This window comes from Kitasatospora sp. NPDC001539, assembly GCF_040298565.1.
GTDB lineage: Bacteria > Actinomycetota > Actinomycetes > Streptomycetales > Streptomycetaceae > Kitasatospora.
Genome location: NZ_JBEPAK010000015.1, coordinates 26,905 through 47,887 on the forward strand (window position 1 = coordinate 26,905; position 20,983 = coordinate 47,887).

Annotated in this window: 13 protein-coding genes; 8 read left to right on the top strand and 5 right to left on the bottom strand. The window is 73.8% G+C overall.

Translation table 11 applies throughout. The features are described from left to right. The first annotated feature begins 158 nt into the window (after window positions 1-158). Both ABT247_RS05195 and ABT247_RS05200 read left to right on the top strand, forming a co-directional pair. Window positions 159-3,014 carry an aconitate hydratase gene (locus ABT247_RS05195; RefSeq protein WP_350738176.1) on the top strand — a complete coding sequence of 952 codons (2,856 nt, stop codon included), beginning with the start codon at window positions 159-161 and terminating at the stop codon, window positions 3,012-3,014. 45 nt (window positions 3,015-3,059) lie between these two features. Then, window positions 3,060-3,563 (top strand): metallophosphoesterase family protein, encoded by a 504-nt coding sequence (locus tag ABT247_RS05200; RefSeq protein WP_350738179.1) that lies wholly within the window; start codon window positions 3,060-3,062, stop codon window positions 3,561-3,563. A 72-nt stretch (window positions 3,564-3,635) separates the two neighbouring features. Here ABT247_RS05200 and ABT247_RS05205 read toward each other — a convergent pair whose 3' ends face one another. After that, window positions 3,636-4,214, bottom strand: a complete 579-nt coding sequence (locus ABT247_RS05205) for a TetR/AcrR family transcriptional regulator (RefSeq protein WP_350738181.1) — start codon at window positions 4,212-4,214, stop codon at window positions 3,636-3,638. Between the two features lie 71 nt (window positions 4,215-4,285). On the opposite strand from ABT247_RS05205, the gene ABT247_RS05210 reads away from it, so the two are divergent. Continuing rightward, on the top strand, window positions 4,286-4,771 hold the full coding sequence (locus ABT247_RS05210; protein WP_350738183.1) for an FBP domain-containing protein: 486 nt from the start codon (window positions 4,286-4,288) through the stop codon (window positions 4,769-4,771). Between the two features lie 374 nt (window positions 4,772-5,145). Here the strand turns inward: ABT247_RS05210 and ABT247_RS05215 are convergent, their stop codons facing one another. The 3 genes from ABT247_RS05215 to ABT247_RS05225 all read right to left on the bottom strand — a co-directional run bounded on the left by ABT247_RS05215 (window position 5,146) and on the right by ABT247_RS05225 (window position 8,228). Further along, the gene (locus tag ABT247_RS05215; RefSeq protein ID WP_350738186.1) at window positions 5,146-7,206 is read right to left on the bottom strand and encodes a serine/threonine-protein kinase; all 2,061 of its coding nucleotides are present in this window, start codon (window positions 7,204-7,206) and stop codon (window positions 5,146-5,148) included. A gap of 117 nt (window positions 7,207-7,323) precedes the next feature. Continuing rightward, window positions 7,324-7,698, bottom strand: a complete 375-nt coding sequence (locus ABT247_RS05220; protein WP_350738189.1) for a peptidase inhibitor family I36 protein — start codon at window positions 7,696-7,698, stop codon at window positions 7,324-7,326. Next, on the bottom strand, window positions 7,695-8,228 hold the full coding sequence (locus tag ABT247_RS05225) for a hypothetical protein (RefSeq protein WP_350738191.1): 534 nt from the start codon (window positions 8,226-8,228) through the stop codon (window positions 7,695-7,697). The genes ABT247_RS05220 and ABT247_RS05225 overlap by 4 nt, the downstream gene beginning before the upstream one ends. Window positions 8,229-8,767: 539 nt before the next feature. Between ABT247_RS05225 and ABT247_RS05230 the strand changes: the two genes are divergently transcribed. Together ABT247_RS05230 and ABT247_RS05235 are read left to right on the top strand one after the other, a co-directional pair. Next, window positions 8,768-10,273 (top strand): extracellular catalytic domain type 1 short-chain-length polyhydroxyalkanoate depolymerase, encoded by a 1,506-nt coding sequence (locus ABT247_RS05230; protein ID WP_350738194.1) that lies wholly within the window; start codon window positions 8,768-8,770, stop codon window positions 10,271-10,273. Window positions 10,274-10,440: 167 nt separating this feature from the next. Next, on the top strand, window positions 10,441-11,424 hold the full coding sequence (locus ABT247_RS05235) for an aldo/keto reductase (protein ID WP_350738197.1): 984 nt from the start codon (window positions 10,441-10,443) through the stop codon (window positions 11,422-11,424). 93 nt (window positions 11,425-11,517) lie between these two features. Here the strand turns inward: ABT247_RS05235 and ABT247_RS05240 are convergent, their stop codons facing one another. Continuing rightward, window positions 11,518-12,522 (bottom strand): LuxR C-terminal-related transcriptional regulator, encoded by a 1,005-nt coding sequence (locus ABT247_RS05240; RefSeq protein ID WP_350738199.1) that lies wholly within the window; start codon window positions 12,520-12,522, stop codon window positions 11,518-11,520. A 286-nt stretch (window positions 12,523-12,808) separates the two neighbouring features. On the opposite strand from ABT247_RS05240, the gene ABT247_RS05245 reads away from it, so the two are divergent. From ABT247_RS05245 to ABT247_RS05255, 3 genes are all read left to right on the top strand, one after another. Beyond that, window positions 12,809-13,042 (top strand): hypothetical protein, encoded by a 234-nt coding sequence (locus ABT247_RS05245; RefSeq protein ID WP_350738202.1) that lies wholly within the window; start codon window positions 12,809-12,811, stop codon window positions 13,040-13,042. A 369-nt stretch (window positions 13,043-13,411) separates the two neighbouring features. Then, window positions 13,412-19,606 (top strand): DNRLRE domain-containing protein, encoded by a 6,195-nt coding sequence (locus tag ABT247_RS05250; protein WP_350738205.1) that lies wholly within the window; start codon window positions 13,412-13,414, stop codon window positions 19,604-19,606. A 275-nt stretch (window positions 19,607-19,881) separates the two neighbouring features. Next, entirely contained in the window at window positions 19,882-20,718 is an 837-nt protein-coding gene (locus ABT247_RS05255; protein ID WP_350738208.1) for an alpha/beta fold hydrolase, read from the top strand. Window positions 20,719-20,983: the final 265 nt, after the last annotated feature.

The following is a 20,983-nucleotide window of genomic DNA, read 5'->3' on the forward strand; positions in this document are numbered from 1 at the left end:
GGGGTGAGGTGGCCCTGGCGTGCGGTCGCCCTGGCCCGGGGTGCGGTCGCCCCGGTCCGGGGCGCGGTCGTCCCGGTTGGCTCCGCCGCCCCCGGGTAGCCGCCGCGTGCGGTCCCCGGCCCGCACGGGCCGCCGCGCCCCCGGGAGGAGTCACCACCATGCCGTCGGACAGCTTCGCCGCCCGTGGGACCTTCGAAGCCATGGGCTCGTCCCACACGCTCTACCGGCTCGACGCGGTGCCCCGCGCCGACCGGCTCCCGTACAGCCTCAAGGTGCTGTTGGAGAACCTGCTGCGCAACGAGGACGGGCACGGCGTCACCGGTGACCAGATCAGTGCGGTCGCCGACTGGGACCCGCGTGCCGAGCCGGCGACCGAGATCCAGTTCACGCCCGCGCGCGTGCTGATGCAGGACTTCACCGGGGTGCCGTGCCTGGTGGACCTGGTCGCGATGCGGGAGGCGATGACCGACCGCGGCGGCGATCCGGCGCTGATCGACACCCGCCGGCCCGTGGAGCTGGTGATCGACCACTCCGTGATCGCCGACCGCTTCGGCTCCCGCGAGGCCTTCGACCGCAACGTGGAGCTCGAGTACGAGCGCAACCGGGAGCGCTACGAGTTCCTGCGGTGGGGGCAGCGCGCACTGCGGAACCTGCGCGTCGTCCCGCCGGGGACGGGCATCTGCCACCAGGTCAACCTGGAGCACCTCGCCCGGGTGGTGTTCGACGAGGACGGGCTGGCCTTCCCCGACACCCTGGTCGGCACCGACTCCCACACGCCGATGGTCAACGGGCTCGGCGTGCTGGGCTGGGGCGTCGGCGGGATCGAGGCGGAGGCCGCGATGCTCGGCCGCCCGGTGAGCATGCTGCTGCCCAAGGTCGTGGGCGTACGGCTGAGCGGAGCGCTCCCGCCGGGCAGCACCGCCACCGACCTGGTCCTGACGATCGCCGAACGGCTCCGCGCCCACGGCGTGGTCGGCTCCTTCGTGGAGTTCCACGGGCCGGGCGTCGGCGAGGTGCCGGTGGCCAACCGGGCCACCATCGGCAACATGAGCCCGGAGTACGGCGCCACCTGCGCCATCTTCCCGATCGACGCGGAGACGCTCGCCTACCTCCGCCTCACCGGCCGCGACGAGCGGCACGTGGCCCTGGTGGAGGCCTACGCCAAGGAGCAGGGGCTGTGGCACGACCCCGGGCACACCGCCGACTACAGCGAGACGCTGGACATCGACCTGTCCGCCGTCGTCCCCTCGATCGCCGGGCCGAAGCGGCCTCAGGACCGCATCGCCCTGGCCGACGCGCCCGCGGCCCTGTTCGCGGCCCTCGGCACGGACGGGAGCCCGGACACCGGCGCCCCGGCCGGAGTCGACGAGGGCGACGAGGAGTCCTTCCCCGCCTCCGACCCCCTGTCGGTGACCGGCGACCACCCCGGCGACCGGCCCGCCCCGCCGCCCCGGTCCGGTGCGGCGCCGCCCCCACCGCCCGGTCCGGTCTCCGCCCCGGCGGGAGGCGGCACCGTCGACCGGATCGGCCACGGCTCGGTGGTCATCGCGGCGATCACCTCCTGCACCAACACCTCCAACCCGCAGGTGATGGTCGCCGCCGGGCTGCTGGCCCGCAAGGCCGTCGAGCGCGGCCTGCGCTCCAAGCCGTGGGTCAAGACCAGCCTCGCGCCGGGCTCCCGGATCGTGATGGACTACCTCGCGCACGCCGGACTCCTGCCGCCGCTGGAGGCACTCGGCTTCGACCTGGTCGGCTACGGGTGCACGACCTGCATCGGCAACTCCGGGCCGCTGATCGAGGAGGTGTCGCGGGCCGTGGCCGCCGACGACCTCACCGTGGTGTCCGTCCTCTCCGGCAACCGGAACTTCGAGGGCCGCATCCACCCCGAGACCAGGCTCAACTACCTGGCCTCGCCCCCGCTCGTGGTCGCCTACGCGCTCGCCGGATCGATGGCCGTCGACCTCACCCGCGACCCGCTCGGCATCGGCGACGACGGCCGGCCCGTTCACCTGCGCGACGTCTGGCCGGACCCGGACGAGATCCAGCAGGTGGTCACCGCCAGTCTGCGGCCGGAGATGTTCACGGCCGGCTACGCCGACCTGTTCACCGGTGACGAGCGCTGGCGCGCCCTGCCCGCGCCCCGCAGCGACCTGTTCACCTGGGACCCCGACTCGACCTACGTACGGTGCCCGCCCTACTTCCAGGAGATGCCCCGGCAGCCCCTGCCGCCCGGCGACCTGACCGGCGCCCGGGTGCTGGCGCTGCTGGGCGACTCGGTCACCACCGACCACATCTCCCCCGCCGGTGCGATCCGGCCCGACTCGCCGGCCGGCGCGTACCTGCAGGCCCACGGGGTCGCGCCGCGGGACTTCAACTCCTACGGCTCGCGGCGCGGCAACCACGAGGTGATGATCCGCGGCACCTTCGCCAACGTCCGCCTGCGCAACCTGCTCGCGCCCGGCACCGAGGGCGGCTCCACCCGCCACCTGCCCGACGGCGAGCAGACCACCATCCACGGGGCGGCCGTGCGGTACGCCGAGGAGGGCGTGCCGCTGCTCGTGATCGCGGGCAAGGAGTACGGCTCCGGATCCTCCCGGGACTGGGCGGCCAAGGGCACCGCGCTGCTCGGCGTCAGGGCCGTGCTGGCGGAGTCCTTCGAGCGCATCCACCGCTCCAACCTCGTCGGCATGGGCGTCCTGCCGCTGCAGTTCCAGCCCGGTCAGAACGCCGGCTCGCTGGGGCTCACCGGCGAGGAGACCTACGCCGTCCGGGGCCTCGCCGAACTGGCCGGGACGGCGGGATCGGCGGGGACGGACGGGGCGGCGGGGTCGGCGGGGACGGACAGGGCGGCAGGGTCGGCGGGGACGGCCAGGACGGCCGAAGTCGAGGCCACCGGGCCGTCCGGCACCATCCGCTTCACCGCCCGCATCCGCCTCGACACCCCGACCGAGGCCGAGTACTACCGGCACGGCGGCATCCTGCCGTACGCCCTCCGGTCCCTCCTGCCCGGCTGACGCCGCCCCTGCCGACCCGAACCCGTACGAGACACGGAGCGCGGCGTGCGACTGCTGCTGACCACGGACACCCACGTCCCCACCCGGGCGCGCGCCCTGCCCGAACCGCTGCTGCGGGCCGTCGAGGAGGCCGAGGTGGTGTTCCACGCCGGCGACTGGGTGGACACCGCCACGCTCGACCTGTTCGAGGCCCGGGCCCGGCGGCTGGTCGCCGTCCACGGCAACAACGACGGGCCGGCGCTGCGGGAGCGGCTGCCCGAGGTGGCCCGTGCGGAGCTGGGGGGTCTGCGCTTCGCCGTCGTGCACGAGACCGGGCCGGCGCGGGGCCGCGAGCAGCGGTGCGAGGAGCGCTTTCCCGACGCGGACGTCCTGGTGTTCGGCCACAGCCACATCCCCTGGGACAGCCGCACCCCGGGCGGCCTACGGCTGCTCAATCCGGGCTCCCCCACCGACCGGCGCCGCCAGCCCTTCGCCACGTACCTGACCGCCGACGCGGAGGGCGGCCGCCTCAGCGACCTGCGCCTGCACCGGCTGCCCCGGCGCACCTGACCCGGCTGCGCGCGGCTGCATGCGGCTGCACGCGGCTGCACGCGGCTGCGGCGCCGGTCGGCCAACGGGGCGTCACCGGGGTCGGGGCGCCGGCCAGTTGCGCAGCAGGGCGTCGAGGGCGTCCAGGATGCGCGCCCAGGTGTCCTCGGTGTCGCGGGGGGTGTGCTGGAATCCTCCGGCCCGTTCCAGGGCGACGTAGCCGTGGAAGGTGCTGCCGAGCAGCCGGACGGCGTCCGTCTCGTCGGGTTCCGCGAGGTCGTAGCCGCGCAGGATGGCACGCGTCATCCGGGAGTGCCGGACGGCGGCGCTGTTGACCGCGGTCTCGTAGTCGAGTTCCAGCTGCGCGGCGGCGTAGCGGCCGGGGTGTTCGCGGGCGTAGTCGCGGTAGGCGTTGGCGAAGGCGGCCAGGGCGTCCTTGCCGGCGCGTCCGGCCAGTGCGGTGGCAACCCGGTCGGCGAGTTCCTCCAGCGCGAGCAGCGCGATCCTGGTCTTGAGGTCCTGGGAGTTCTTGACGTGCGAGTACAGGCTCGCGTCCTTCACCCCGAAGCGTCGTGCCAGCCCCGAGACGGTGACCTTGTCGAAGCCCACCTCGTCGGCCAGCTCCGCTCCCGCCCGGGTGAGTCGTTCCGCGTTCAGCCCCACGCGTGCCATGCGCTTCCCTTCGATCGCCTGGACCCAGTATACGTTTGCCTAGCCCTCCTAGGTTATTTACTATCCACTCTATGAAGCCTTTGACCGAGCACGAGATCCGCTCCGCCTTCGTCAACTGCAGCAAGGGCGAGGCCAAGCGCCTGCACGTTCCCCGCGACCTGGCCGAACAGCCCTGGGAGGACCTGGACTTCCTCGGCTGGCGCGACCCGCAGGCACCCGACCGCGGCTACCTCGCCGCCGAGCTGGACGGGCGGACGGTGGCGGTCGCACTGCGATCCTCCGGCGCCGCCTCCTGGCAGGCCCGGCGGAGCATCTGCTCGCTCTGCGTGACCACGCACACCGGGGGCGTCTCGCTGCTGGTGGCACCACGGGCCGGGCAGGCCGGCAAGCAGGGCAACTCGGTGGGGGCGTACATGTGCAGCGACCTCGCCTGCTCGCTCTACGTGCGCGGGAAGCGCGAGGTGGGCACCCGGCTGCACGAGTCGCTCACCGTCGAGGAGAAGATCCGCCGCACGGTGGCCAACCTCGCCGCCTTCGTCGCCAAGGTCACCGCCTGATCCCGGGCGCGGTCTCCCGGCTATGGCCGTCGACGTCGCCCTGAAGCTCGCGCTCGCTCTGGCGCTCGCTCTCGGCCGGGTACCGGCTCGGCCCCGTCTGCTCGACCGGGCCCGGAGCGAGTCCGCCGACGGGGCGGCGGTGCCGCTGCGAGGGCGCCGCGCTGCGGCTGGAGACCCTCCGGGTCGAGGCCCTCGAGCAGCTCGCCGAAGGGCTGCTCCACCGCTCCTGACACGCCGGCACGCACACCTCTGCACACCTGCACACGTGCACACGTGCACTGAAACGACACCGGCGGGGCTCCGACGTCATCGGACGGGGCGGAGTGCGCTCCGGGAGGCGCCCAGGGCGACCGGCTCCCCGGATCCGCACGGCGTCAGTGCTTCGCCTGGTCCTTCAGGACGGCCCGGACGCGCTCCAGGAGGTCGGGCGGCAGCTGGGCGTAGCCCAGGTTCTCGGCCGTCAGCTGGCCGGTCCCGCTGACGACGTGGGAGAGGTAGCCCGCCACGGCGGAGGCGGAACGGTCGTCCGTGCCTCCGTGGTCGCAGTACACCGCGTAGCCGATCTGGATCAGCGGATACCCGCCCGGCACGAGCTGGTCGTAGGTCGGGCTGACCGTCAGGTCGGCGCCCGACCCGGCCACCCGGGCGGACGCGGCCGCCGTCGTGGCCGCCTGGGGCTTGGCCGGCACGGGGGCGCCGCCGGGCCCCGCCGGGAGCGACGCGGTACCCAGCTTGCCGGCGGCGGCCGGCTTGCCGGAGGCGGCCAGCGGCGCGAAGGAGATCGAGTACGGCGTGTCGGCGGTCCGTCCGGTGAGGTCGAGCGTCTGCTGCGTGGTGCCGTGGGCCTGGGCCGGCCAGGACGCGCTCGGGGGGAACGGCCAGTCCGCGGGCGCTGCCGCGGCCAGGTACCGGGTGAAGGCGAGCGTGGTCGACAGCTCGCCGGACGGGCGGTACACGATGATGTCCTTGGCCGGAAGCGAGGACGCCGGGTTGAGCGCCTGGATCGCCGGGTCGTCCCAGCTGACGATCTGGCGGTTGAAGATCCGGGCGATGACCGGGGCGTCCAGGATCAGTTGGCCCGCCCCCGGGACGTTGTAGACCACGGCGATCGGCGTCACGTCCACCGGGAGTCGGACGGCGCGGCCGCCCGCGCACCGCGATCCGAGGTCCTGGTCCCCGGGTGGGACGTCGAGGACCGCGGCGGCGACCCGGCCGGCGGCGAAGTCGTCGCCCGCCGCGCCGTAGCGGGTGCCGTCCTTGGCGGTGAGGTTCGCGGTGGGGCAGGCCTGGTGGTAGTTCTGCGTCCACCGGTCGACGAGGACCGCCTGCTGGGTGTCCGCGCCGATCACCGCGTCCCCCGCCGGGCCGCAGGTGACCGGCCCGGGCGGCGCGTCCGGACCGAGCAGGGGGGTCGGGTTGTCGTAGGTCCCCGACGGCCAGGTGGCGATGGACAGCCCCGCAGCCGCAGCGAGCGCGAGCAGCGTCGCGCCGACGATCAGCCCACGGCGGCCACTCGGGCGCGCAGCGCCGTCCGGTACGCCGACGGCTTCGGGCGCGGGCGCCGGGCCGGGTACGGACGCGTCGAGGACGGTCGCGGGCGCCGTCGGCTGCGTCTGCGGCCGGTCGGCCGCCGTCCGCTCCGCCCCGGCGAGCCGCTGCAGCAGCTGGTCGGCGGTGGGCCGCCCGGCCGGGTCCTTGGCCAGGCACGCGGTGACCAGGGGCACCAGTTCGGCCGGCACACCGGTCAGGTCCGGCTCCTCGTGCACCACCCGGTAGCCGACCGCGTGTGAGGAGTCACCGCCGAAGGGGCCGCGGCCGGTGGCCGCGAACACCAGCACCGAGCCGAGGGCGAACACGTCGGTGGCCGGGTCGGCGGTGCCGTCCCGGAACTGCTCGGGCGCCATGAACGGCGGGGTGCCGACGGCCACCCCGGTGCTGGTGAGCTGGGTGCCGTCGAGGGCCCGGGCGATGCCGAAGTCGATGACGCGCGGGCCGTCCTGGGCGAGGAGGACGTTGCCGGGCTTCAGGTCGCGGTGCACCAGGCCGGCGCGGTGGATGTCCTGGAGCGCCTCGGCCAGGCCGACCGCCAGCCGTCGCACCTCGTCGCCGGTGAACGGGCCCCGGGCGGCGACGCGTTGGGCCAGCGACGGGCCCGGGATGTAGAGGGTGGCCAGCCAGGGGAGCACCGCGTCGGCGTCAGCGTCGACGACCGGCGCGGTGAACGCCCCGCTGACCAGCCGGGCGGCCGCGACCTCGTGCCGGAAGCGGGCCCGGAACTCGGTGTCCGAGGCCAGGTCGGCGCGGATCACCTTGACCGCCACCTGCCGGCCCGACAAGGACCGGGCGAGGTAGACCACGCCCATCCCGCCGGCGCCCAGCCGGTCCTCCAGCCGGTAACCACCGATCTCGCGCGGATCGTTCTCCAGCAGCGCCATGCGCCCGCCCCCGTCCCCTCGCGCGCACCGGTCAACGGAGGGTGCGCGCAAGGCAGCCTAGCGCCGGCCGGTCGGATGTGCTCCGCTCCCCCGGGACGGTGCCGACGCCGACGGGTTTCAGCAGCTCATCGTCCAGGTGTGGGACCCGCCCTGGTCGTTGGCGCCCTGGTTGTAGCCGACCTCCTGCCCGGGGGCGAGGCAGATGGTGACGCGGCCGAGCAGTTCACGGCCTTCGTAGACCTTCACGTGGTCCTTCACGCCGGGGCCCGAAGTGCCGTGGTTGGCCCAGGAGGAGTCGTGCTTGAACATGTCGCCCTCCCACCAGTGGTCGTCTCCCGAGTGCTCGATCTTCAGGCCCTGGAAGTTCGCGTCCGTCCACACGCAGAAGTACCCGCTCCCGCACGGCGCGGAAGCGGCGGCCGGGACGGCCGTGCCGGCGGCCGAGCCGAGGGCGAGCACGGCCGTGGTGAGCAGGGTGGTGAAGCGCCTCATCGGGGTGGACCTCCTGGAGTCGGTTGGTTTCTGAGCAGGGTCGTGGCTTCGGTCAGGGCGTGGGCCCGCAGTCGCTGCCAGGTGGCGAGGTCGCCCTGGTGGCGGGCGCGGACCTGTTCGAGGCTGCTGTGGGTGTGGTCGGCCTCGGGCTGGAGGTTGTTGACGACCACCGAGGCCCGGAACCACCCGGCCTGGTCGCCGTACAGCTGCTGCTGGGCGGCGGCCAGGCAGCCGTCGGTGTGGGCCCGCACGACGTGTCCGGTCGGCAGGGTGAGGGCCAGCTGGGCCGGCCCGGTACCGAACAACGCGTCCGTGACCCGCTGCTGGTCGGCCGCCGGCGGGGGCTGCTCCCCCGGCCCGGGCGGGGTGATCCCCTGGCGCCGCAGGCAGGAGTCGGTCAGCTGCCGGGTCGCCGCGGCGATCACCTCGTCCGCGCTCGGGCCGGCCGGCGACGGCGACGGCGACGGCGCACAGCCGACCGCCACCACGGCCACGAGCAGCGCACCTGTCGTCCGCAGAGCGGCTCGCATCGGGTGCACCATGGATCAGCCCGACACCCGTCGGCTCGCACCGTTCGACCCCGGGCTCCGAACCGTCCGGGGGTCGCTGGTCTCACACATGGGCCACATCGTGCCGCCTGCGGGCCCGCCCGACCGGACCGATCACGGGCAGGGGCCCCTCAAACGGGTGATCATTTGCCCCGTCAGCAGTCCATGATCATGCGCTCGTTGACGCTGGACCGACCGACGGCTCGCGGCCCTGGCGGAGATCCGCGCACCGGTCCGACCGCGCGCGGACGAGGCCGCCCGGCTGCTCGACGCGGAGGTGACCGCGCAGAGCCCGAGCCCCAGAACCACCGCGGGTTCGGTGCCGAGTCGGCGGCCCGAGGCGGTCGGCCGGAGGGCCGCACCGGCACCATGGCGTCGCGTCACACCGGGAGGCGGTGGGAGGTGGACGTCCCGCCCATTCACCGGGCCGTCCGCCCGGCTCCATGCTTCACTGCACGACCTCGCCCGCCGGTTCCCCCTCCCAGCGGCCGACGGGCCCCTCCCCCACCCTGGAGCCCACCATGGACAAGCCCGTGCGCACGTCCGGCCCGGTCGCGCGCGCCGTACGCGCCGTACGCCGGTGGACCGCCGTCGGCACCGCCGTGCTGACCCTCGCCTCCGGCACCGCCGTCGCCGCCTCCGCCGCTCCGGCCCCCGCCGCGGTCGCCGGAGCGGCCGGCAGCGGCACGTACCAGCAGGTCAGCGACTTCGGCTCGAACCCCGGCAACCTCGCGATGTACAGCTACGTGCCGACCGGTCTGCCGGCGGGAGCGCCCCTGGTCGTCGCGCTGCACGGGTGCACCCAGACCGCGAACGACTACTACAGCTCCTCCGGGTGGCCCAAGTACGCGGACCTGTACCGCTTCGCGGTGGTCTTCCCGCAGACGGGCTCCGCCAACAACAGCCTCTCCTGCTTCAGCTGGTTCGACTCCGGCAAGGACGCCCGCGGCCGCGGCGAAGCCGCCTCGGTGGTGCAGATGGTGACGAAGGCCGAGTCGCTGTACGGCTCGGACTCCCACCGCGTGTTCGTCACCGGCCTGTCCGCCGGCGGCGGGCTGACCGCCGACCTGCTGGCCGACTACCCCGACGTCTTCGCCGGCGGCGCCGTCGACTCCGGGCTGCCGGCCCAGTGCGCCACCACCCTCGGCGCCGCTTCCGGCTGCCAGAACGACGACCAGCACCTCACGCCGGCGCAGTGGGGCGACAAGGTCCGCGGCTCCGACCCCGGCTACACCGGGCCGTGGCCCCGCGTGGCGATCTGGCAGGGCACCGCCGACTACACCGTCCGGCCGGTCAACGGCACCGAGTTGCGCGACCAGTGGACGGACGTCTGGGGCATCGGCCAGACGCCGTCCAGCACCCAGAGCCTTCCCGGCGGCACCACCCTCACCACCTACGACGACGGCGGCGGCCGGCCCGCCGTCGCGCTGTACTCCGTCTCCGGCATGGGCCACGGCCTCGCCGTCGACCCCGGCTCCGGCCCCGACCAGTGCGGGACGACCGGTGCGTACTTCCTGGGCGCCCTCTGCTCCAGCTACTACACGGCTCGGTTCTGGGGGCTCGGTGCCGCCCAACTGCCCGCACCCGGCGGCCTCGCCGTCACCGGCACCACCGCCCACGCGGTCTCACTGTCCTGGAACGCCGTCAGCGGCGCGGCCTCGTACGCCGTCTACCGCGACGGCGTGAGGGTCGACACCGGAGCCGTCACCGGTACCACCTACACCGACACCGGTGTCGACACCTCGGTCGCCCACGGCTACGCCGTCGCCGCCGTCGACTCCTCCGGAACCGTCGGCGCCCGGTCCTCCACCGTGAGCGCCGGCGGCAGCGGCACCCCGGCTCCGGCCTGCTTCACGGACAGCAACTACGCCCAGACCGTCGCAGGGCGCGCCCACCAGAGCGGCGGCCAAACCTACGCCAACGGTTCCGGCCAGGCCATGGGCCTGTGGAACACCTTCACCGTCCACACCCTGGAGGAGACGTCCCCGGGCTTCTACGTGCTCGCCGACGCCGGGTGCCCCGCCTGACGCCCCGCCGCCCGCACCGGGGCCCGCACCGTCCGATCCGGCGGACCGACCCGACCCGCGCAGGCCGACCCCTCGCACAGACCGGCCTCGCGCAGGCCGGCCCCCGCGCCGGTTCCGCGGCGGGGTCGTTCCACCGGACCGGTCGACGGACGTGAGAGGCTCCTGCTATGGAACAGCGCGTACTCGGCCGCACGGGCCGTCCCGTATCGATCGTCGGACTCGGCACCTGGCAGCTCGGCGCGGACTGGGGGAACGTCCGGGAGGAGGACGCCCTGGCCGTGTTGGACGCCTCCGTCGAGGCGGGTGTCACGCTCTTCGACACCGCCGACGTCTACGGCGACGGCCGCAGCGAGCGGCTGATCGGCCGTTTCCTGAAGGAGCGCGCGGACGCGGAGGTGTTCGTCGCCACCAAGTTCGGCCGTCGGGCCGAGCAGCGGCCCGAGCACTACAACCTCGCCAACTTCCGCTCCTGGGCGGACCGTTCACGGGCCAACCTGGGTATGGAGCGGCTGGACCTGGTGCAGCTGCACTGCCCGCCGACCCCGGTCTACTCCTCGGACGAGGTGTTCGACGCCCTGGACACCCTGGTGGCGGAGGAGCGGATCGCCGCCTACGGGGTGAGCGTGGAGACGTGCGCGGAGGCGCTGACCGCGATCGCGCGCCCGGGTGTCGCGAGCGTGCAGATCATCCTCAACGCCTTCCGGCTCAAGCCGTTGGAGCAGGTGCTGCCCGCCGCCGCGGCCGCCGGGGTCGGGATCCTGGCGCGGGTACCGCTCGCCTCGGGGCTGCTGTCGGGCCGCTACAGCGAGCGGACCTCCTTCGCGCCGGACGACCACCGCAGTTTCAACCGCCACGGCGAGTCCTTCGACCAGGGCGAGACCTTCTCCGGCGTGGACTTCGCGACGGGCGTCGAGGCGGCGCGGGAGTTCGCCGCGCTCGCACCCGAGGGCGCCACCCCGGCCCAGACGGCGCTGCGGTGGGTCGTCCAGCAGCCCGGGGTGACGACGGTGATCCCCGGCGCCCGGAACGTGGCGCAGGCGCGGTCCAACGCCGCGGCCGCGGCCCTGGAGCCGCTGCCCGCGGCGACGCTCGACGCCGTGCGGGAGCTCTACGACCGTCGCATCCGGCCGCAGGTGCACGACCGCTGGTAGTCACCCGGTAGTCACCGGCCCGAGCGCGGCGGCGGCGCCGCTCCCGTGCCGCCGCCACCACCGCCACCGCGCCGCCGTCTGCGCGTCGCGGCCCTACAGCCAGCCGCGCTGGGCGGTCTTCAGACCGGCCGCGAAGCGGCTGGCCGCCTCCAGGCGGTCCATCAGGACGGCCATCTGCCGCCGGACGGTGCGCACCGAGATGCCGAGCCGTTTGGCCGCGGCCTCGTCGGTGAGGCCGGTGGACAGCAGGCGCAGCAGTTCGCGTTCGTCGGCGCTCAGGGCCGATCCGTCCGCGCCGAGCCCGTCCCCGGCGCCGTCCCGGTCGTGGGCGATCGGGACGGCGGTCTCCCAGGTCTGCTCGAACAGGGCGACCAGGGAGGCGATGATGCCCGGTTCCCTGGTGCACAGCGCGCCGGCCCGGGTGTTGGCCGGGTCGATCGGCACCACCGCGGTGCTCCGGTCGAAGACCAGCATCCGGGGCGGCAGGACCGGGGCGGTCCGCACCTCGCCGCCGAGGCCGGTCATCCAGCGGGCGTAGTCGAGGGTCCGCGGGTCGTCGTGGATGTCGTCCTGGTAGATGGTGCGCAGCCTGACTTCGCGGGCCAGGGCGTCCTCGTCCAGCGGACGGGCGGCGGCCAGGCTGGCGGCGGACTGCGCGCCCCCGGGCATCACCGCCAGGACCTCCGTGGTCAGTCGGGCGGTCAGCACCTCCAGCTTGTCCTGGACGGCGTCCAGGCCGATGAGCCGCTCACGCCCACCCGTCGGGGTGTCGGCGCGCAGGGTCGCGTACTGGGCCAGGGCACGGGCGACCGCCGCCTTGGTGGCAGCCAACTCCTGCTGGCGGCGGGCCAGTTCCTCCTCCTGGCGGCGCAGCAGCAGGTCCAGTCCGCGCTCCGGGCTGACCGGGCGCAGGGCGCCGGGCTGCTCCCGGGAGGCTCGCAGCAGGGCGAGGTCGGCGAGTCGGTGGAGGGCGGCCCGCACGACGGGCTCCGGGAGCGCCAGCCGGTGGCAGAGTTCGGCGACCCCGCCGTCCGGGTCCGTGAGCATCTCGCGGTAGACGGCCTCCGCGGTGGCGTCCAGCCCCAGCAATTCCAGCACTTCGAACCCCTGCTCCCCGTGGACGATTCCGTATGTGTTCGGTCGGCCCGTCGGTGATCTTTCCTCCGGACCGAACGCCCTCACAAGGCATGATCCGGTCAACGCCCCGATCCGGCCGCCGGGCCGGATTTGCAGCAAGCTGCCTGGCCTGATCCTGCCTCCGGATTCGCTTCCGACCACGGGCCGCCGACCGGCAGGATTCGCCGTGCGCGCACTCTCCCGAAAGTCCGGGCGCCCGAACTCGGGCTCCGCCCGCCGCAGTTCCCGCACAGAACAGGACTCCGTCGTGTCCGTCCGTCCGCTCGCCGCCGCCCTCCTCTCCCTCGCCACCGCCGCCCTCGCCGCCGTGGTGTTCGTCCTCGCCGCCGCGACCGCGCCCGGGGCCTCGCCCGCGAGCACGGCCGCGAGCGCGTCGGCCGCCACCGGCGGCGCCGGTGGCGCGATCGGCTGGGACGGCCCCTCCGTCCAGTCGATCAGTTGGGACGCCCCGCCGGCCACCGACCGCGCAGACCAGTTCTGACCTGCGGCTCTTCTCCCGCACCGGACCGCTCGCTCCCGTCCACCGCAGCTGAACCGCCCCCCGGCTCCGCGGGTCGGCGTTCGGCCGACCCCGGCCGCCCGCCGATTTGGCTGATTCATTGCGATCGCTTTACCAGGCCATGACTGGCGCGGGAGCGGCGAGCCGGCGTGCGCGCGGTGGGTCGCCGCGCTGACTCGGCGCGCTGATACGCCGCATTGATCCGGCGCGTTGATCCGGCGCAGTGCGTCGGCTCTCTTTCCGCGCCCGTCGGACCACCGTCACGGCACGCCGTCACCGACCGTGCCTCCCCGACCATCCGTCCATTCCCGAACAGCTCCGCATCCCCGGACGATCCCCCAGAGGAGTTCCATGTCACGCCTCACCGGCGAACCTCCACGGCCCCGGGCCGCAACCGGTCCGCAGCCTCCCCTCCCACCACGCCGGCGCTCCGCGCTGCGCAACACCGCCGTCGCCCTGGCCGTGCTGCTGGCGGCGGAGTCGGCCGCCGTCATCATGACCACCGGCCAGGCCGTGGCCGTGGGCAAGGAGCAGGCCCCGAAGCCCGTCCGGGCCCAGGGCCCGGCCGAAGCCGCGGACCTCGCCACCGCCCACCTCAAGGCCCGGTTGGAGAACCGCCGCATCGAGGTGGTCGACGAGCGCACCGAGTCGACCACCACCTGGATCAACCCGGACGGCACCACGACCCTGGACATGGCCTCCGGGCCGATCCGCTACAAGGACCGGTCGGGCCGCCTCCAGCCGATCGACGTCGACCTGGCCCGGCAGTCGGACGGCAGCCTCAAGGCCAAGGGCCACCCCTTCGGCCTCGCGCTGGCCGGTGCCACGCCGCCCGCCGCCGCGTCCGCGTTCAAGGCCTCCGGCGCCCCCGCCGGGGACCAGAAGGCGCCGAGCACTCCGCTCGTCTCCCTGGACAACGGCAGCGGCACCACCATGTCGCTGTCCTGGCGCGGCGCCCTGCCCGCCCCCGCGGTGGAGGGCGCCCGGGCCCGGTACGCGAACGCGCTCACCGCCACCGACCTGGTCATCGAGTCCACCCGGACCGGGTTCGAGCAGTTCCTGGAGCTGAAGGACCGCTCGGCGGTCGCCGCCAACGGCAGCGTGACGCTCACCCTCGACGCCGCGGGCCTGCGGGCCCGGCCGAACCCGGACGGCTCGGTGTCGTTCCTCGACCCGAAGACCGGTCAGGAGGCCGGCCAGCTCCCGGCGCCGGTGATGTGGGACGCGAAGGTCGACGAGCGCAGCGGCGAGCACACCCGCACGGCGCCGGTCGCGCTGAAGGTCACCCAGACCGGCGACGCGATCGACCTGACGCTCACCCCGGACGCGGCCTTCCTCAACGACCCGAGGACCACGTACCCGGTGACCATCGACCCCGCGGTCAACATCGGGGTCGGCTTCGACACCTTCGTCCAGCAGGGCTACTCCACCGACGTCTCCGCGCAGACCGAGTTGAAGCTCGGCAACAACGGCTCGGGCCAGGTCGCCCGCTCCTTCCTCCAGTTCCCGATGGCGAAGATCAGCGGGAAGCAGATCACCAGCGGCAAGCTCAACCTCTGGAACTTCCACAGCTGGTCCTGCACCGCGAAGAGCTGGGAGGTCTGGGACACCGGCACGGCCACCACGGCCACCCGGTGGACCGCCCAGCCCAACTGGAACAAGAAGTGGGCCACGTCGACCGCGACGAAGGGCTACTCCAGCTCCTGCAACGACGGTTGGGTGAACCAGGACATCACCTCGCTGGTCAAGGCCTGGGCGGCGAACGGCAACGCCAACAACACCCTGGGCATCCGGGCCACCGACGAGTCCGACCCGTACGGCTGGAAGAAGTTCAACTCCGGCAACGCCTCGTCCAACACGCCGTACCTGTCGGTCACGTACAACACCCCGCCGGCCGTCTCCACGCTGGTCTCCCCGGCGGACACCGTGCGGCTCAACGACGCCACCCCGACGCTGTCCGCCAAGGCGACCGACCCGGACGGCGGCAACATCGCGCTGGACTTCGAGGTCTGGACGTCCACCGGAACCGCGGCCCTCCAGTCCGGACGAACGGGCCTGGCCGCCTCGGGCTCGACGTTCACCTGGACCCCGGGCACCGCGCTCGCGCAGGGCACCTACAAGTGGCGCTCGCGCTCCTGGGACGGCACCGCCAACAGCGCGTGGTCGGCCTTCCGCACGTTCACCGTGGACACCACGGCGCCGGGCACCACCGGCATCTCCTCCGGGGACTTCCCGGCCGGCCAGTGGTCCGGTACCCCCGACGGGAACGGCGACTTCAGCGGCACGTTCACCTTCACCCCGCCCACCAGCGACGTGAAGGACGTCCAGTACCGGCTGGACGGCGGCACCTGGGTGACGGCGGCGACCACCGGTGCGCCGGTCTCGGCGAAGCTCGCCTTCAAGGCGGGCACCCACACCGTCACCGCGCACACCCGTGACGCGGCCGGCAACGTCTCGCCGGACAAGGCGTACACCTTCTACGCGGGCAAGGGCTCCGCGCTGACGGCCCCCGGCCCGGGCGAGCGCCCGGCCCGCCGCACCTCGCTGCTGGCCGAGGGCAACAGCAACTACACCGGCGTGCGCTACCAGTACCGCCGCGGCGAGACCGACGCCTGGAAGGACGTGCCGACCGCCGACGTCGCCACGGCCGACGGAAAGCCGGTGGCCGCCTGGCCGTTCGCCGCCCCGGGCGGCAAGCCGGGCGCGCTCACCTGGAACATCACCGACACCCTCGCCGAGAACGGTCCGGTCGACGTCCGCGCCGTGTTCACCGACGGCACCGCCACCGACGCCACCGCGCCGACCACGATCACCGTCGACCGCAACGCCGGTGACGCCCCGGAGACGCCGATCGGCCCGGGCCAGGTCAACACCCTCACCGGTGACCTCACCCTGTCCGCCACCGACGCCCAGGGCTTCGGCCTGAGCGCCGAGCGGTCGTTCTCCTCCCGGCGGCCGCTGAACGGCTCGGCCCAGGAGGGCCAGGCGGCGATCTTCGGCCCGCAGTGGAGTTCCGGCACCTCCGCCGAACTCACCGAGACCGCCTACAGCTACGTCCGCCAGACGTCCCCGACCTCGGTGTCGGTGGTGTCCTCGGACGGCGGCGAGATCGGCTTCACCGCCACCGGTACCGGCGGCTGGAAGCCGGAGCCGGGTGCCGAGGACCTGACCCTGAGCGGCGCGTTCACCGCCTCCTTCACCCTGAAGGACACCGCCGGCACCACCGTCACCTTCGGCAAGGTCGACCCGGCGGCCACCACCTGGCAGGCCACCGGCTCCTCGCTGCCCAGCAACGACTCCACCACCTCGGTGGTCTCCGAGAAGGTCGTGGCCGGCGGTAGGACCCTGGCCCGGCCCAAGTACGTGTTGGCCCCGACCACCGGCACCGCCTCCGCGGACTGCGCCGCGGCGCCCGCCACCGCCGGCTGCCGCGTGCTGGAGTACGTCTACGCCGGCACCACCACCGCCACCGCGGCCGCCCTCGGCGACGTGGCCGGGCAGGTGAAGCAGATCCGCCTGTGGTCCACCGACCCCGGCGCGGGCAGCGCCACCCCCGTCGTCGTGTCCCAGTACGCCTACGACGAGCAGGGCCGCCTGCGCGAGGTGTGGGACCCGCGGATCAGCCCGGCGCTGAAGACCGCCTACGCCTACGACGCCGCCGGCCGGGTCACCACCGTGACCGAGCCCGGTGAGCTGCCCTGGACGCTGGAGTACGGCAAGGCCGGCAACGCCGCCACGGCCGGCGACGGCATGCTGCTCGCCGCCTCCCGGGCGACCCTCAAGCAGGGCAGCAAGGACGTCACCGACGGCACCGCGACCACCTCGATGGTGTACGACGTGCCGCTGTCCGGCGCCAACGCCCCGTACCCGCTGGGGCCCTCCGACGTCGCCGCCTGGGGCCAGAGCGACGCCCCGACCGACGCCACGGCCGTGCTCCCGCCCGACGCCGTGCCGGCGAGCCACGACGGCAAAGCCCTCGGCACCGCCGCCTACGCCCGCGCCTCACTGACCTACACCAACGCCTCCGGGCGCGAGGTCAACCTGGCCACCCCCGGCGGCGGGATCACCACCACCGAGTACGACGCGCACGGCAGCCCGGTGCGCACCCTCTCCGCGGAGAACCGCATCCTCGCCCTGGCCACCACCGGCGAGGGCCTGAACAAGCTGCGGGCGCTCGGCATCGCCGGCCGCTCCACCGCCGACCGCGCCCAGGTGCTGTCCTCGCTGTCGGTGTACTCGGCGGACGGCAAGCGGCTGGTCGAGCAGTACGACCCGCTGCAGCTGGTCACCCTGGAGCACGACCTGGCCGCCTCCGGCACCGCCCCGGCCCTCGCGGCCGGCGCCGAGGTCCCGGCCCGGGCCCACACCGTCACCGGCTACGACGAGAACCGCCCGGCGGACGCCGCGGCCAGCGACCGCGAGACCTCGGTCTCGGTCGGCGCCCGGATCGACGGCTACGCCGCCGACGCGGACGTGCGCACCACCACCACCGCCTACGACTGGGCCCAGGGCCTGCCCACCCGCACCGTGCAGGACCCGGCCGGCCTGAAGATCACCACCGCCACCGGCTACGACGCCGCCGGCCGGGTCGTCTCGCAGTCCCGGCCGAACTCCACCGGCTCGGACGCGGGCACCACCGTCACCACGTACTACGGCACCGGTGCCACCGGCGCGTGCGCCGGCCACCCGGAGTGGGCCGGACTGGTCTGCTCCACCGCCCCGGCCGCACCCGTCAGCGGCGGCAGCGCCCCGGCGCAGACGCCCACCAAGACGTACCAGTACGACCGCTGGGGCAACGTCACCGTCCTCACCGAGGTCGCCAACGGCGTCACCCGCACCACCACCCGCGGCTACGACGCCGCCGGGCGCCTGACCAAGGTCTCCGTGACGGGCGGCACCGGCACCGCCGTGGCCGACACCGTGTACGGCTACGACCCGGCCACCGGCCAGGCGTCCAGCATCGCCAACGGCAGCGCGACCGTCACCCAGGGCTTCGACCGGCTCGGCCGCCCCGTCTCCTACGACGACGGCGCCGGGAACGTCACCACCACCGAGTACGACCGGCTCGACCGCGTGGTGAAGAAGTCCGACTCGGTGCCCTCCAGCGTCACCTACGGCTACGACACCGCCAAGGACCCGCGCGGCCTGCCCACCTCCATGACCGACTCGGTCGCGGGCACCTTCACCGCCGGCTACGACGTCGAGGGCCGGGTGGTCTCCCAGACCCTGCCCGGCGGCAACACCCTCACCAGCAGCTACGACAGCCGGGGCATCCAGACCGGCAAGACCTACGCCAACCAGTCCGGCACCGTCCTGCTCGCCGACACCGCGGCCTACACCGTCCACGGGCAGCAGGCCGGCCGCACCCAGACCGACGGCAGCAGCACCACCGACTCCTACACCTACGACGCCACCGGCCGTCTGCTGAGGACGGTCTCCGGCAACGGCCTGGACTGCACCACCCGCAGCTACGCCTTCGACCGGAGCAGCAACCGCACCAACCGCACCACGGTCGGCGACGACTGCGACCCGGCCACCGCCGACGCCGTCACCGCCACCGAGAACCACACCTACGACGCCGCCGACCGGATCACGGACGCCGGTTACGCGTACGACGCCTACGGCCGCACCACGGCGCTGCCCAAGGGCACCCAGCTGAGCTACTTCGCCAACGACCTGGTCCGCGGCGAGACCCTCGGCAGCACCCGCAGGACCTGGGACCTGGACGCCGCCGGCCGCCTCGCCACGGCCACCACGGAGACCAGGGCCGACGACGGGACCTGGACGGTCACCGCCCGCGCCACCAACCACTACGACGGCTCGGACGACAGCCCGTCGTGGACCCGCGAGGTCGACGGCAAGCTCACCCGCAACGTCACCGACCTCACCGGTCAGCTGGTCGCCGCCACCGGCACCGACGGCGGCGCGATCCTGATCCTGACCAACCTCCACGGCGACGCCTCCGTCCAGATGTCGCCCGACGGCACCCAGGACCTCGCCGTCTACCACTACGACGAGTACGGCAACGTCGTCGACGCCACCGGCGCCACCGAGTACGGCTGGCACGGCGGACAGCTGCGGGCCACCGACTCCGTCAGCGGCCTGGTCCTGATGGGGGTCCGGGCCTACGACCCGACCACCGGCCGCTTCCTGCAGACCGACCCGGTCCTGACCGGCTCGCCGAACGCCTACGGCTACCCGGTCGACCCGATCACCACCGACGACCTCGACGGCCTGCGCTGGCTGAAGAAGTGGACCGCCAAGCTCAGCAAGGCCGGTGCGGCCAACGTCGCCAAGCAGCTGAAGAAGACCGGCAAGATCAGCTCGATCATCGGACTGATCGTCGCCCTCTTCCCGCACTACGTCGCGAAGATCATCGGCGGCATCCTCAAGGTCATGGGCTCGCTGCTGAAGAGCTGGGGCAAGGCCATCGAGAAGGCCAACAACCGACGCGGCAGCCGGGGGGTGAGCATCACCATCGGCGTCTGGCAGGACCACATCTGGACGGTGCCGTACGGCAGGAGCGAGATCAAGACCCGCTACTGATCCGCCGGGGCGCTCCCGCAACGGCGTGACGCACCACCACGAGGCCGGCCGGCCCGGGGCACTCCCGGGCCGGCCGGTCCGCTGTTTCCGGGGGGCGGCCGGACGCCCCCGGACGCGGCCAGGACCGAACACGGCCAGGACCGGCGCCGGCCGAGCACGCATGGACGCTCTCGGACGACACGCGGTGCCCGCAGCGGCAACCGTCCGCACCCGCTCGGCCCTAGCGTGGGCGCACCGCAGCGGCCCGCTGCCCGAGTGGAAAGAGAGCCCAGCCCATGCCGTTCATCACCGTCGGCCAGGAGAACACCACCCCCATCGAGCTGTACTACGAGGACCGCGGCTCGGGGCAGCCGGTGGTCCTGATCCACGGCTTCCCGCTGGACGGGCACTCCTGGGAGCGGCAGAGCGCCGCGCTGCTCGACGCCGGCTACCGCGTGATCACCTACGACCGCCGCGGCTTCGGCCAGTCCTCCCAGCCGGCCACCGGCTTCGACTACGACACCTTCGCCGCCGACCTGAACACCGTGCTGGAGACCCTCGACGTCCAGGACGCCGTGCTGGTCGGCTTCTCGATGGGCACCGGCGAGGTCGCCCGCTACGTGGCCCGCTACGGCTCCGCCCGCGTCGCCAAGGTCGCCTTCCTGGCCTCCCTGGAGCCGTGCCTGCTGAAGACCGACGACAACCCGGACGGCGCAGCCCCGAAGGAGTTCTTCGACGGGATCGTCGCCGCGGTGAAGGCCGACCGCTTCGCCTACTACACCGACTTCTACCGGGACTTCTACAACCTGGACGAGAACCTCGGGACCAGGATCAGCGAGGAGGCCGTCCGCAACAGCTGGAACGTCGCCGCGGGCGGCGGCGCCTACGCCGCCTCGGCCGCGCCGTCCACCTGGTACACCGACTTCCGGGCCGACATCCTCCGCATCGACGTGCCGGCCCTCATCCTGCACGGCACGGGCGACCGCATCCTGCCGATCGACAACACCGGCCGCCCGTTCCACCGGGCGCTGCCCTCGGCCGAGTACGTGGAGATCGAGGGCGCGCCGCACGGCCTGCTGTGGACCCACGCCGAAGAGGTGAACGCCGCGCTGCTGGCCTTCCTCGCCAAGTAGCCGCGCCGGGCGGCCCGTCCGCCCGGCGATGCGCGAAAGCCCCGGACTCCCCCGTCATGCGGGACGGGAGCCCGGGGCTTTCCGCGTTCCGCTCCGGCCGCCGGGGACACCGCCGGCGGGTGCGCCGAGGGACCGGCGGATCCGACACGGGCGGACCGGAGAGGCCGGTGCGCTGACGGACCGGAGACGGTGCGCTGAGCGCCAACTCCCTTGTGTGCGCCCGAATTAACTTTCCATCAGGCGCTCGGCGGGCCGGTCCCGTGAC